The sequence below is a fragment of the Streptomyces sp. NPDC047706 genome (assembly GCF_043204795.1).
Lineage (GTDB): Bacteria > Actinomycetota > Actinomycetes > Streptomycetales > Streptomycetaceae > Streptomyces.
Genome location: NZ_JBIDCW010000016.1, coordinates 1 through 13,333 on the forward strand (window position 1 = coordinate 1; position 13,333 = coordinate 13,333).

Below are 13,333 nucleotides of genomic sequence, written 5' to 3' on the forward strand. Positions count from 1 at the left end.
TCGCGAAGGTGCTGGGCACCACGGCGAAGGTCATCGACCCGATGACGTACATCGCCAAGGGCGCCGGCGCCGGCCTGGCGAAGATCGGCGACATCAGTGCCGCGCTGAAGGGCGTCGGCACCATCGACATCCCGGCGTTGCCCGACAACGCCATCACCCTCCCCGAAGGCGCGGTACGCCTGCCCGACGGCACGGTGAACCTGCCGGAGGGCGCGGCGATCCCGGCGGGCGGCATCAAGATCCCCGAGGGCGGTGCGGTGCGGCTGCCCGAGGGCACCCCGCTCCCGGCGGGCGCCGTCGACCTCGGCAACGGCGCCGTCAGACTCCCCGAAGGCACACCGGCCCCCGCGGGCGCGGTCGAGCTGCCCGAGGGCGCGGTCAAGCTCCCCGACAACACCCCCGCCCTGCCCGAAGGCACCGTCAAACTCCCCACCGAGGACGGCGCCCCGGCCCGCTACTACGACCCCCAGGGCAACGTCCTCGACGAGAACGGCAACGTCCTCGGCAAGGCCGACGACGGCCCCGGCGACATCGTCGACCAGCCCGGCATCCCCCGCGACGGCGCCGACCTCCCCCGCGTCGACTCCCCCGTCCGCGAACCCGCCATGGCCGGCGCGGCAACCCACACCGCCGACAACGCGCCCCACCACCTCCACCTCGCCAGCGACCCCACCGACCTCGGCGACCTCGGCCGCACCGCCGACGACACCACCCCACCCACCCGCACCACCGACAACCTCCCCGGCAGCACCGCCGACAACCTCCCCGGAGGAACGGCCGACAACCTGCCGACGAACAGCGTCGACACCCATGCCCCGGGGAACAACGTCGGCGAGAACCTCCCCGGCGGCCGTGGCCCGGCGACCGAGACAGTGCCGACTCGTGAGGGGGCCGGCGATGCGGGACGGGGCCAGGACGGGCTGCCGGGCGAACGAGGCGAACACGCCGGCCATCCGCAGGGTGCCGGACAGCCGGACGGTCCCCATCACTCCGGGGACGGCTCCGACCCCCGTCCCGGGGACGAGTTGGCGGACGATACCACCGATGACGCTCCCGACGGCCGGCATGCCCAGGGAGGCGACGACAACCCGTACGCCGGACACGAACCCGACTACTCAAGGCCTGCCCTGCTGCCGGCGGAGGGGCCGCTGACGCTGCGGGACGTACGCAACACCCGCGACGTACGCACGCGCTGGGAGCGCGGTGAGGAGTTCCACCGCCAGATGTGGGGTGGCGGGCCCGAGCGTCATTATCCGGTGCCCACCAACAGCGACCCCCGCTATCCGGTGACCGCAAGCGGCGGGCGCAAGGTCGACGTTCCCGTCGACCTCCCGGACGGGCGCACGATCGCGGTCGAGGTCAAGACGTACGGGCCGTACCGGACCATCACGCTGAAGGACGGAACCAGCGAGCTCGTCCGGAACGAAGTGCCGCTCAGCAAGCACATAAAGGAGCAGATCCACAAGGACATCGCTCTTCGGCGCATGAACCCCGGATATGACCCTCGATGGTCTTTCACGCATGCCGGCCCATCCGCCGAACTGCGCGCCTATCTCACAAAGGCAAGAATCATATTCCTCGAATACGGCCCTGCGCCCAAGAAGGACCAGTGGGACGCGCCGACAAAGAAGAAGTAGACTCCTTCTTGGTCAACTGGAGGGTTGAGAATCATGCAGAACCAGACGCCGGACGGGGCGGCTGCCGAGGAGTGGACGGAGGGCGCGCACCGCAATGCCGCCGGACTCGCGGCCTCGCTCGGGCTGGCACCGGAGCGGTACGCGGAGGACCCCCTGCTTCTGCTGCCCGGCCTGCAGAGCTACGTCGACCGGCTTCCGCTGGCCGAGTTCGAGCAGACCGACTGGATCGGGCTGCACACGGACCTGACCTCGTTCCTCGGGGACCTGCTCGTGCGCAGGCACGGCGCACGGTGGGTCCAGGTCGCCGATTCCACTTCCCCGGCCGGGCACCGCTACTTCGTGGAAGTGAAAGGCATGGACGGCAAACCCGGTCGCGTCGAGCCCTATGACGTGGTGATGGAGGAATTCGAGAATCTTCCGATCGAGATCGGCCGGATGATTGCGAATGCCGAGGCGGCACTGAACTTGATTCCGGTGGTGGACGAGGAATCCGTCGGTCACATGTCGTTGGAGGACCTGATGGGCGAATCCGGCGAGTCCCGCTGAGGATTCCGGAAGGAATCCTCACATCGGCGCCCCGGCGTGGCAGCCAGGTCCTCGGTCACCGTGAGGCCGACGGGTCGGCTGCCCGCAGGGGCATTCTGACGACCTTGCCCGCACTGTTGAGGAGGACTTCGGGAACGTCGTCCTCGTAGAACCTCAGCTGCCCGATGAAGCCCTCGGTCTTCGCGTGGAAGGCGAGCATCTCCACCAGGGCATCCAGCTCGGGCAGGAGCTCGGCGTGAATCTCCTGACGTGCCGTCAGGGACCAGTGGCCGTCGCCCTGGAGGAGCTCCGCCGTCAGGACTCCTCCGATGCGCACCGCCGGGCCCCGGCCCGCCAGAAGGGCGACGAAGTCCGGCACGTCCTCCACGGCGTCACCGCCGTCGTCCGCGTCGTCGAGCCCGAGATGCCGGCGCAGCAGGTCGAGCACGGCGCGGGGTGCGGTCGGCGTCAGGTCGAGGGCCAGATCCACGGCGAACACATCACTCATGCCCGGTGATTCTAGAACCGGCTCCCCGGCTGGCGGCTGCCGGCCGGAGAAGCTCCACCTCACCCCCTTGGACAGGGGCCGTAACACGGTCCCCGCTGAGCACCCCAACCACCTCGACGAGGTGTCTGCCAAACGCTTCGCCGGCATGCAGCTGAGCGGCCCAGGGCCTGGCGCCCGAAGCGGCTCCGATCGCGGGCGCCGAGGCCACCACGAAGATCCTCTGGCCGGACGTCGACCTGTTCCACCGGTTCGTCGCAGGTGACCACGAGCGTTTCAACCAGTCCCTTGCAAACGCACTCACTCTGCACAAGGAGTACTGGACGGCCGACGAGGGCCGCGCGAACGACGCGGGCTTCCCGATCGACGCCGAGTCGGACTACCTCCCCAGGCACCTGCTCAAGGGCACCTGGGTGGGCGAGTTCCACACGTAGGTGGTCACGAGCGTTCCTCGCCATGCGTACCCCACGGACGAGATGCCGGAGAACTGGATCCTGGACGAGTTCGCCGACTCGCCGGTCCTGCGGCCCCAGGCACTGAGCACGGGGCTCACCCTGGCGCAGCAGCACTGCGCGGTGGACCCGCGGGCGGTGAACTTCGAGACCTGGGAGGCATGGGTCACGGCCATGCAGACCGGTTCGGCGCTCTTCGCCGCGGCCACCGCCTCCGAAGGCTCCACCGTCACCTGCCGGATCAAGGAGCAGGAGCGCACGCTCCCGGCGACCGGCCCCGAGTCCCATCTCAACTCGGGCACCTGGGTCACCTGCTTCTACCTGGCGATGATCTGCCGCGACAACGACCGTCTGCGCCGGCTGGCCGAGGTACCGGTCTCGTTGCCGCGGGAGTCGGGCGCGGTCTTCGACGAGTTCATCTACTCCTGGGTAGAAGCACTGCAGAGCTTCTGGCCCGGGCGTCAGGACGTGGGCGACAAGCTCGTCGCGGCGGTCGACGGCACCGGTCCACAGGCACTGCGGTACGCGGACGCGGATCTGATGGCGCAGATCCGCCATCCGCCGCTGATGCTGCTCCACCGCGTCATCCGCCGCGACTCCACGGAGTTCAACAAGTCGCCGGCGGACGCGCAGCGCGCGCACAAGGCGTACTGGACCGCCGACGCGGACCGTGCGGCAAGTGCCGACGGGCTCGTCGCTCTCGGGCCGTCGGCGATGGTCTGTCTCGCGCGTGACCAGGGCATCACGGTCGAGTCGAGTCGGAGTACCTGCCCCAGGCACTGCTGGAGTACCGCTGGATCGGCGAGATCGCGTACCGACCTCGCCGGTCCGCCGCCTAGAACAGGCTCAGCAGTGCCTCCGCCGGATCCCTCACCCCGTTCTCCCCGTCCGGCAGCGGCAGTTCGAACCACACCGTCTTGCCGCGGTGCGTCCGGCGGGAGCCCCACGCGGCCGACAGCAGGCCGACGAGTTGCAGGCCCCGGCCGCCCTCGTCGGTGTCGCGGGCGCGGCGGCGACGCGGCTGGACCAGGCCGGAGTCCCAGACCTCGCAGACCAGGGTGCGATCCAGCAGCAGGCGCAGTCTGATCTCGCCCTCGCCGTAGCGCAGCGCGTTCGTCACCAGTTCGCTGACGAGCAGCTCCGTCGTGTCGACCAGCGGCTCCAGATCCCAGCCGAGGAGCTGGGCACGCGCGTACTCGCGGGCCCGGCCCACGCTGCGCGGCTCGCGCGGCAGCGTCCAGTCGCCGACCGACTCGGCGGGCAGCCCCTGGACACGGGCCATCAGCAGGGCGATGTCGTCCTCGCCGTGATGGCTGTCGAGGGTGTGGAGAACCTGGTCGCAGACGTCCTCGAGAGGCCGGGCGGGGTCGGTGAGCGCCCCCACGAACGCCTGGAGCCCCTCGTCCAGCGGGTGGTCCCGGGACTCGACCAGTCCATCCGTGTAGAGCGCGAGCAGCGCGCCCTCGGGGAGTTCGACCTCGACCTCCTCGAAGGGTTCCCCGCCGACCCCCAGCGGCAGGCCCGGGGGCACGTCGAGCATCAGCGCCGACTCGCCGGGTTCGACCAGGACCGGCGGGAGATGACCCGCGTTGGCGAAGGTGCACCGGCGGGTGACGGAGTCGTAGACCGCGTACACACACGTCGCCAGGTACACCTCCGACAGGTCCGCCTCGCGGGGGCGCCGGGCGGCCCGGGTGGCCTGCTGGATGCCGCCGGGGGTGCCGAGGCCACGGGCGATCTCGTCCAGCTGGGAGAGCACCTCGGCCGGTTCGAGATCGAGCTGGGCCAGTGTGCGGACGGCCGTGCGGAGTTCGCCCATCGCGACGGCGGCGCGCAGACCGCGGCCCATGACGTCGCCCACCACCAGCGCCGTACGGTGTCCGGGCAGTTCGATGACGTCGAACCAGTCACCGCCCACCTCGCTGGGCCGCCCGGTGGAGGCGTTCCCCGGCAGGTAGCGGCAGGCGATGTCGAGGCCGGAGGCGACCGGGTCGCCGGGCGGGAGCAGCGACCGTTGCAGTATCAAGGCGCGTTCGTGCTCACGTCGGTAGAGCCGCGCGTTGTCGATGCAGACGGCGGCCCGCGCGGCCAGTTCCACGGCGAGGTCGCGGTCCCGTTCGCCGAACAGCTCGCTGCCCTTCGTGCGTGAGAACTGCGCGAGGCCTACGACCGTGTCGTGGGCGACCATCGGAACGGCGAGCGTGGACTGGACGAGGCCCCCCTCCTCGGCGGGGACGGTCTGCGGGCGGGCCGTGCGCAGGGCGTCGGCGCAGGGCGAGTTGAAGGGGTAGTGGTGCACCGCGCCGACCGTGACCGGATCGCCCGTGCCGGCGAACGGCGCGTCGGAGACGGCGCTGGCGAAGGCGACCCGGCGCAGTTCGGCGCTGCCGTCGGCGAGGCTCTGCGGGGTCTGGTCGCCGACCAGGAGCCCCTGGTAGAGGTCGACGGTGGCCAGGTCGCAGAAGCCGGGGACGACGACGTCGAGGAGTTCGCGGGCGGTGGTCTCCAGGTCGAGGGAGTTGCCGATGCGCGCTCCGGCCTCGTTGAGCAGCGCGAGATTGCGCCGGGCGGCGGCGGCCTCGCGGGCGGCGGCGCGGCGGGAGGTGATGTCGGTTCCGAGCCAGGCGATGCCGATGGGGCTGCCGGTCCCGCTGTGCACGCGGTACAGGTTGACCGACCAGTGACGCCGCTCGTCGGAGCCGGGGCGGAAGCCCGTGACGTGCATGTCCGTGATGCTGTCGCCGGTCTCCAGGACCCGGCGCATGGTCGCGGAGACCCGCTCGGCCTCGCCGCGCGGCAGATAGTCGTGCACCCCGCGGCCGCGGTGGTCGTCGGGCGTGCCCCCGAAGACGGACGCGAACCGCTGGTTGGCGCGCCGCACCCGCAGGTCGGGGTCGATCAGCAGGAAGCCGAAGGGGGATTGACCGAAAATTGCCTGCGAGGCGGCGAGGTCGGTCTCGATGCGGCGCAGTACACGGACGTCGACGACGATGCAGACGGCCGCCTTGTCTCCGTCCTCCGTGCGGGTCGGCATCACGTAGACCTCGGCGAGGCCCCTGCCGCCGCGACCGCCGTCGGCGGTGTCCGGCAGCCGGAAGGGGACCACGCCGGTCCACTCCCGCCCGTCGAGGATCTCGGCCATCTTCCGCTGCCCGCGCTCGCGCAGGGCGGGGTCGATGAACGCCTCGATGGGGTCAATACCGACGGCGTGTGCGGCCGGGATGCCGAAGAGGCTCTCCGCGCGCAGACTCCACTGGTCGACGAGGCCGTCGGGTCCGATGGAGAAGGACGCGACCTTTATGTAGTCGTAGATCGAGCCGGGCGGGCTGCTCTGCCACAGGGCGTCCGAAGGCGGCATCTCCATGAAGGCACCCGCGGCCTCCGTCCTCGCGCCGTCCGACGGGTCCTCGGACTCCGTGGCCTTCGCTGGTATCTCGCTCACGCGAACCGTCCCCTCCAGCTCACCGCGTCCGGTACCGGTCACCGGGGGCGGCTGCCCGCAGTATCCAGCACTACGGCGCCGCACAACACGGTGTTCACGATCACAGCACGGTCCAGGCGGTTTTCGGACCGTACCGCGACAACACTTCCAGTCTTCTAACCAGGGGACACACCCTCGAATCACGCCTTGGGGCAACGACTTCCGGCCGGATCCGCTCCGTGGACAGGAGTACGACCGCTGTAAGCCCCCGGAACCGTCCTTCAGCCCGGGACGGCGAGCTCGAACCACACCGTCTTCCCCGACTCCCCGGGCCTGGTTCCCCAGCGGCGCGAGGACGATGCCACCAGCTGCAGCCCGCGCCCGCTCTCGTCCTCCGGGCGGGCGGCGCGTTCGCGGGGCGGTTCGGGGAGCGGGTCGGAGACCTCCACGAGCAGGACGTCGGGCAGGCCGGCGGGGCGCACCAGCCGTACCCCGATGGGGCCGGTGGCGTGCCGCAACGCGTTCGTCACCAGCTCACTGACCAGCAATGCCGTGACGTCACTCACACTGTCGAGCGCCCAGCCGTGCAACTGGCGGCGGACGACGGACCGCGCGGTGCGTACGGCTGTGGGGTCGGCGGGGAACGTCCACTCGGCACAGTCGCCTTCGGTGTCGATCACACCGATCACTTCCCAGGACAGCGAGCCCACTCATGTCCGGTTTCGTGGGGTTAATGGGCACATACCCGATATGCCGAGCGCGGTACCCACGGGAGGGGCGCACTGTGGCACCAACGGCGTACGGCTCCCAGCCGAACGCCAACGGCCCGAGGAGACCGTCCGATCACGCCGGTCATGCTTCCACGAGCCACGGATCACGCCGGTCGCGCTCCCGCGAGCCCGCTGACAGGCCGGTCACGTTCCGGCGATTTTGGTGTCCAGCTCCCCCGCCACCTCCCGGACCGCCGCCACGTCCTGCTCGATCCACTCCACGCTCCACAGCGTCGCGGCCGTGAGCCAGCGCAGTTCGTCGTGGTCCTGGAGGGCCTTCGGCTCGGGGGAACCGGCGCGCAGCCGCGCGGTCCACACGTGCAGGACGTACGGCGATCGCAGCGGCCACTCCCCCGGCACGCGGCGCACGGCCTCCGCCTCGACGCCGAGTTCCTCCCACAACTCCCGTACCAGCGCGGCCTCGGGCGCCTCTCCGGGCTCGACCTTGCCGCCCGGCAGTTCCCAGCGGCCCGCCAGCTCGGGGGGCGCGCTGCGGCGCGCGGCGAGCAGCCGGCCGCCGTCGAGCAGGGCGGCGCCCACCACCACGATCCGTTCCGTCATGCGCCGGAGCCTACGGGAGCGCCCCGGCGGCGCCGCTCACCCCTGGGGTCCGTCCTCCCCGATGCGCTCCACCCAATAGAGCTGCTTGTGCCCCCGGCTGTGGAGACTGTCCGCGATCTTCTGCGCCTCGGACCGCGTCGCATACCTGCCCACGCGGTAGCGATTGCCGTTGTCGTCCTGCCGTATGACCAGCCACGGAAGAGTCACCGTGCTGTCGTTCATCGCGCCCCTCCGCTTCCCGCCCTCGGCCCGCGCGCCCCGCCCGCTAAGGAAACCGCAATCCGCATATGCCCGAGCCTACGCCTTACCTTCACGCAGCGAATACGGCTTTTCACAAAGAGGTACGCAACAAGCCAGCCGCTGGGGGCGCGCGAGGGCGGACGCGCCGTCCGCGCACCTCGGCGCATCCGGTCAGCGGCATACCTGGCACGCAGGGGTTCACGTGCCAGGACGTCCGGATTCCACCGGCGCGTGAGGGGGCTCCCGGCGCGCCTGTGCCGGGGCAACTGCCGTGAGGTGGTGCGCTACTTCACCGGAAGGTGATACGCGACCCGGTAGCGATCGGCCGGGATCACGACGTCCGCCGTCTCCACCGGGCGCCCGGAAGCGTAGAAGGTGCGCTGCACGACGAGGACGACATGACCGGGGACGCCACCGAGTGTCAGCAGCTCCTCGGCCAGTCCGGGGCGGGCGCCGACCTCCTCGGTGACGTTGTCCACGACCACGTCGATGGCGGCCATGCGCTCGACGACACCCATGCCGCCGAGCGGGCCCTCCTCGGGCAGCATCACCGGCGTACGCCCCGTGACGGCGAGCGGCTCCCAGGAGGTGGCGAGCATCATCGGCTCGCCGCTTTCCCGGTACAGGTACTTGGTGCACATCACGCGGTCGCCGGGACGGATGCCGAGCCGCTCGGCGATTGCGCCGCTCGCCTCGGTCTGCGCGCTGCTGGATTCCCAGGTTCCGCGCGCGGCCGCGTCGGCCTGCTCCTGCCGGAACGGTGTGGCGCCACCGGCCGGGCGGTATCCCGAGCGGGCGATGCTGCGGGGCACGGGCCGCTCGCGCACATAGGTCCCGGAACCGGAGCGGCCCTCGACCAGGCCCTCCGCCATGAGCACCTTGCGGGCCTCCAGCGCGACCGTGTCCGAGACGCCGTACTCCTCGCGGATCCTCGCCTGCGAGGGCAGACGGGTGTGCGGTGGCAGCTGACCGTCGACGATCTTCTGGCGGAGATCACCCGCGACGCGCAGGTACGCCGGCTGCTCACCGAATGTCACTGGCCACTCCCATCAGGTTGTACAGACAGCAACAGCGTGGCAACCGTGGGTTGGGCCAGGCAAGCGAAGGCCAGAGAATCACTCGATGTGATGACTTCTGGCCCTGGCAGGCTTTACGCAGGCAGTTTGTCCCCGCTATGGGGCGCTCACACGTCTGCCTCCGGGGCGGTTTCGCCGGAGGCGCCGTCGGGCGGAGTGGTGTCCAGGCCCAGGGCTTCGCGCGCGGTGACGGTGGCCGGGCCGTCGTGGAAGCCGTAGCCCTCGTCGTAGTGCACGTAGAAGGTGTCCGCGTCCCCGGCGGCCGCCGCCTTGGCCCAGTCCGCGCGGGCCGACGCCAGCTCCTCCGCCAGGGCGGCCACGGGCTGCTCGGCCCCGGCGGGCCAGGTGCGCGCCTCCAGCGCGGCGCCCTGCTCGGCCAGCGCGTCGTGCATGTCCTGCGCCCAGGCCCGGTTCGCCGCCAGGTCCTCCTCGGGGAAGGCCTCGGGCTCCTCGACCATGGCGGCGTCGATGGCCAGGGCCGCCTCCAGGAAGGCCATCTGGTCCGCGTCGAGGGTGGTCCCGTCGTTGCGCAGGGAGCCGGTCAGGCTGCCCTTCCCGTCGGTGTTGCCGAAGAGGCAGGTGATCTCCCGGTCGCCGAGGCTCCAGGTCTCCCGGGTCGGCGTCAGGTAGTACACGTCGACATGGTCCGGCAGTGCCCAACTGTCCATCGCGTAGGCCCCTGCCAGGGCGTAGCACCTGTCGTCGGCGAACTTCGTGACACGGTCGTCGCCGGGGAAGGTGCCGCCGGGCAGGGTGACGGTGGCGAACACCTCGCCGTCGTGCTCGCCGGAGCAGGGCACCACCTCGACGTCGTACGTCTCCCCCTCCAGCGACCCGTCAGGGGCGTCGAAGCACTCGCCCTTGTCCGGCGAGACGATCACGTTCTCCCGCGCCCCCTCCTTGAAGCCCTCCCAGAAGGCGGACACCGCGCCCGTCGAGAGCGACAGAGCCAGCAGCGCAAGCCCGACGGCCGACAGCACGGCACCGCCGATCGCCATGCCCTTGCCACGCTCGCCCTTCCGCTTGATCTGGCGCAGCGCGATCAGCCCGAGCACCAGCCCGACGCCCGGCAGGAAGCACAGGATGCCGAGGACGAGGGCGGCGATCGCGGCACCGTTGACCGGCGGCAGCCCCGGCGGCGGATACGGACCCCACCCCCCGTACGACGGGTGCGGGCCGTAGGGCCCCGCAGCGCCGTACGGCCCCTGGGCGCCGTACGGCCCCTGGGCCTGCGGAGCCGGGTACCGGCCGTGGGGACCCTGCGGGTCCTGCGGCAGCTGCGGACCGGGAGGCGGGGGTATGGACACGGGTACGGCGCTCCTGGTTCGGACTTCGGCAGGCGAGGGGAACCGTCGTCCGGCTCGCGGCGGCGAGATGCACGACTGGCGCATCGTATGCGGGGGGACCGGTGGGGGTGGAATGCGGATCACGCGGGCCACGGCGCACGCCGTGGACGGACTGACGGCCCACTGGGCCCGGCACGTCACGGAGGCGGCCGCTCGTGCCACGCGGTCATCCGCAACGCCACCGTCTCCTCGTGGCGCGTGGGCCGAAGCAGGGTGTCCGGGCTGACGGCGGCTCGGGGCAGGGGGCACAGCCACTTCCCCGGCGTCAGCGACTTGCCTCCGGCCGCCGGACCGGCCGGGCAGGCCGCCACGGCGACCTTCGGGTCGCGGGGCCCTCGGGCGGCAGCGGTGACGGCCTTCGGCGTGGCGGGAGGAGCCGTCCCCGCACTCCGTGACGTCACCAGAGACGTCACGGCCCGCCCTGCACCGCCACCCCGGGGACTCCTGACGGACAGGCCTCGTCCCCGCGGCAGGCGGGCGCACCGCCCAGGGCCACGGGGACGAGAACTGTCGTGGGTACCGATCGCCGGAGGCCGGTCAGCCGTCACCGATCACGGACGACGACCGAGCATCAGAACTGCAGCGCCCAGGCGTCGATCCGCCCGGTGTCGTACCGCGCGTTGTCGCTGACCCTCAGCTTCCACGTGCCGTTGGCGGCCTCGGAGGAGGCGTTGACGGTGTACGTGGCGTCGATGTTGTCCGAGCTGCCTCCGGTGCCGTAGCCCTTGAGCGTGTACGCCGTGCCGTCGGGGGCGATCAGCTGCACCTGGAGGTCACCGATGTAGGTGTGCACGATGTGGACCTCGACGGACAGCGCTGACGGCGCGTTGCCGGACACTCCGGTGACCGTCACCGGGGACTCGACCGTCGAGTTGTCGGCGATGGCGTAGTCGCCGGTGTTCTCGAAGCGCGGGCCGGGCGGCGTCGGGGTGCCGCCGCCGACGTACAGCAGGCGGTTGGGCGAACCGGAGCCGGGGCTGGTGACGACGTTGGGGGTGGCCGCGGACGTCAGCGCGCTGGACACCTGGGCGGGCGTGGCCGAGGGGTTGTCGGCCAGGTGGAGCGCCGCCGCGCCGGCGACGTGCGGGGTCGCCATCGACGTACCGGAGATGGTGTTGGTGGCCGAGTCGCTGCTGTTCCACGCGGACGTGATGGACGAGCCCGGGGCGAACAGGTCCAGGACCGAGCCGTAGTTGGAGTAGCTCGCCCTGGCGTCGGTGCTGGTGGTGGCTCCGACGGTGATCGCCTCGGTCACGCGCGCGGGTGACCTGGTCGAGGCATTGGTGCTCTCGTTGCCGGCCGCGACGGCGAAGGTGACCCCGGAGGCGATGGCGTTGCGTACGGCGGTGTCGAGGGCGGTGTCCGCGCCGCCGCCGAGAGACATGTTGGCGACGGCCGGCTTGACCGCGTTCTGGGCGACCCAGTCGATACCGGCGACGACCTGGGCGGTCGTGCCGGAGCCGGAGTTGTTGAGCACGCGAACGCCGACGATCTTCGCCTTCTTGGCGACGCCGTAGGCGTTGCCGGCGACCGTGCCGGCGACGTGGGTGCCGTGGCCGTGCCCGTCCTGGGCGGTGTTGTCGTTGTCGATGGCGTCGTAGCCGTAGGAGGCGCGGCCACCGAAGTCGCTGTGGGTGATGCGGACGCCGGTGTCGATGACGTACGCCGTGACGCCCTGACCGGCCGAGTCCGGGTAGGTGTACGAGCTGTTCAGCGGGAGGTTGCGCTGGTCGATGCGGTCCAGGCCCCAGGAGGGCGGGCTGGGCTGGGTCCCGTCGATCGTGAACGTGCGGTTCTGGACCACGGAGGCCACGGCCGGGTCGGCGGCGAGACGTTTCGCCTCGGCCTCGGAGGCCTCGATCGCATAGCCGTTGAGGGCCTTCTTGTACGTCCGCTCGATGCTGGCGCCGTACTTCTCGGCCAGCGCGCGTCCCTCGGCGGAGCCCGAGCGCGCCCGGTCCGCCTTCAGGGTCACGATGTAGCTGTCGGCGACGGCGTTCGCCGCGCCCTCGTACTGGATGTGGCCTTCGGCCGCCCCGGCGGGCAGCGCGGAGACGAGCCCCGCGGCGAGTGCGGCGCTGGTCAGGGCGCCGATCGCCGCCAGTCTTCGCCGGGTGGTGGGGCGGGGAGTACGCATCACTGCCATCTGAGGGGTCCTCCTCAATCGGTGGTGCGTTGGTGTGGGGGCCGACACCCAGGTGGGCAGGAGCATGACAATGGCTGGCGCTCACCTGTGCGTCAGCCGAAAGATTGAGGCTTCCACAGGAATTGCACAAGGGCCGTGCACAAACGTAACTTGCCCGCCATAGAGCCGACATGACTGCTCGTCAAGAGCATCCCGGAGCCGATTCCACTCCGGGCGAGCCGCCTGCCGCCCGGCCGTCGGACGCGGCACCCCGAGGCCGGCCGGCCTCCCGCACACCCCGCCTACGGCACTGTCGACGAGGGGCGGCGCCGTTCCGCCCGTACCAGGTCACACGCACTACGGCGAATTCGCTAATAATAAGATTGTTGTGCGCTACATGGTGAACCTCGCTCTCACTTCCGAACCCTTTGCATCAGGTCTCGTTCCTCAAGGCATGAGGAAAATTCTCCTGCCGGCAGTTCTCACTGCGGCAGCCAGCATGATGCTGTCCGTTTCCCCAGCTCAAGCAAGCACTTTCCCGAAATCCGCACCGGCCCGCACCGAAATCACGGAACCGACCCCCCTCGGGAACCTGATCCAGGGAGGCCCCGTTTCGTTTCCGGAATCCCTCATCCGGCTCCTGCCGATCGGTCAAGAAATCTGAAGAACTGGTGC

The 13,333-nt window shown here is 70.8% G+C and carries 11 protein-coding genes and 2 pseudogenes; 5 read left to right on the forward strand and 8 right to left on the reverse strand.

Annotated elements, in window-relative coordinates:
• Positions 1–1,637, forward strand: a pseudogene (locus ACGF8A_RS19760) (hypothetical protein); the annotation flags it as partial.
• A gap of 33 nt (positions 1,638–1,670) precedes the next feature.
• Entirely contained in the window at positions 1,671–2,183 is a 513-nt protein-coding gene (locus tag ACGF8A_RS19765; protein WP_393109820.1) for a hypothetical protein, read from the forward strand.
• 55 nt (positions 2,184–2,238) lie between these two features.
• On the opposite strand, the gene ACGF8A_RS19770 is transcribed toward ACGF8A_RS19765, so the two are convergent.
• Positions 2,239–2,670, reverse strand: a complete 432-nt coding sequence (locus tag ACGF8A_RS19770) for a hypothetical protein (RefSeq protein WP_393109822.1) — start codon at positions 2,668–2,670, stop codon at positions 2,239–2,241.
• A 167-nt stretch (positions 2,671–2,837) separates the two neighbouring features.
• Here ACGF8A_RS19770 and ACGF8A_RS19775 point away from each other — a divergent pair, with 167 nt between their 5' ends.
• Together ACGF8A_RS19775 and ACGF8A_RS19780 are read left to right on the forward strand one after the other, a co-directional pair.
• The gene (locus ACGF8A_RS19775) at positions 2,838–3,101 is read left to right on the forward strand and encodes an immunity 49 family protein (RefSeq protein WP_393110114.1); all 264 of its coding nucleotides are present in this window, start codon (positions 2,838–2,840) and stop codon (positions 3,099–3,101) included.
• 192 nt (positions 3,102–3,293) lie between these two features.
• A pseudogene (locus ACGF8A_RS19780) lies at positions 3,294–3,839 on the forward strand (immunity 49 family protein); the annotation flags it as partial.
• A gap of 115 nt (positions 3,840–3,954) precedes the next feature.
• On the opposite strand, the gene ACGF8A_RS19785 reads toward ACGF8A_RS19780, so the two are convergent.
• The 7 genes from ACGF8A_RS19785 to ACGF8A_RS19815 form a co-directional block, all read right to left on the reverse strand.
• The gene (locus ACGF8A_RS19785) at positions 3,955–6,561 is read right to left on the reverse strand and encodes a SpoIIE family protein phosphatase (protein WP_393109824.1); all 2,607 of its coding nucleotides are present in this window, start codon (positions 6,559–6,561) and stop codon (positions 3,955–3,957) included.
• Between the two features lie 260 nt (positions 6,562–6,821).
• Entirely contained in the window at positions 6,822–7,250 is a 429-nt protein-coding gene (locus ACGF8A_RS19790; protein WP_393109826.1) for an ATP-binding protein, read from the reverse strand.
• 204 nt (positions 7,251–7,454) lie between these two features.
• Positions 7,455–7,871, reverse strand: a complete 417-nt coding sequence (locus ACGF8A_RS19795; RefSeq protein ID WP_393109828.1) for a (deoxy)nucleoside triphosphate pyrophosphohydrolase — start codon at positions 7,869–7,871, stop codon at positions 7,455–7,457.
• A gap of 36 nt (positions 7,872–7,907) precedes the next feature.
• A complete protein-coding gene (locus ACGF8A_RS19800; RefSeq protein ID WP_393109830.1) occupies positions 7,908–8,093 on the reverse strand; it encodes an SPOR domain-containing protein in 186 nt (61 codons plus the stop codon).
• Positions 8,094–8,395: 302 nt separating this feature from the next.
• On the reverse strand, positions 8,396–9,148 hold the full coding sequence (locus ACGF8A_RS19805) for a GntR family transcriptional regulator (RefSeq protein WP_393109832.1): 753 nt from the start codon (positions 9,146–9,148) through the stop codon (positions 8,396–8,398).
• Between the two features lie 146 nt (positions 9,149–9,294).
• Positions 9,295–10,494 carry a DUF4190 domain-containing protein gene (locus ACGF8A_RS19810; protein WP_393109834.1) on the reverse strand — a complete coding sequence of 400 codons (1,200 nt, stop codon included), beginning with the start codon at positions 10,492–10,494 and terminating at the stop codon, positions 9,295–9,297.
• A 610-nt stretch (positions 10,495–11,104) separates the two neighbouring features.
• On the reverse strand, positions 11,105–12,679 hold the full coding sequence (locus ACGF8A_RS19815) for a S8 family serine peptidase (RefSeq protein ID WP_393109836.1): 1,575 nt from the start codon (positions 12,677–12,679) through the stop codon (positions 11,105–11,107).
• A gap of 367 nt (positions 12,680–13,046) precedes the next feature.
• Here ACGF8A_RS19815 and ACGF8A_RS19820 point away from each other — a divergent pair, with 367 nt between their 5' ends.
• Complete coding sequence (locus ACGF8A_RS19820) at positions 13,047–13,322, forward strand: hypothetical protein (protein ID WP_393109838.1); 276 nt, start codon at positions 13,047–13,049, stop codon at positions 13,320–13,322.
• Positions 13,323–13,333: the final 11 nt, after the last annotated feature.

Bases quoted from the DNA above. Each gene is read 5' to 3' on its own strand.
- ACGF8A_RS19765 (WP_393109820.1), top strand. From the start codon at position 1,671: ATGCAGAACCAGACGCCGGACGGGGCGGCTGCCGAGGAGTGGACGGAG.
- ACGF8A_RS19770 (WP_393109822.1), bottom strand. From the start codon at position 2,670: ATGAGTGATGTGTTCGCCGTGGATCTGGCCCTCGACCTGACGCCGACC.
- ACGF8A_RS19795 (WP_393109828.1), bottom strand. From the start codon at position 7,871: ATGACGGAACGGATCGTGGTGGTGGGCGCCGCCCTGCTCGACGGCGGC.
- ACGF8A_RS19800 (WP_393109830.1), bottom strand. From the start codon at position 8,093: ATGAACGACAGCACGGTGACTCTTCCGTGGCTGGTCATACGGCAGGAC.
- ACGF8A_RS19815 (WP_393109836.1), bottom strand. From the start codon at position 12,679: ATGGCAGTGATGCGTACTCCCCGCCCCACCACCCGGCGAAGACTGGCG.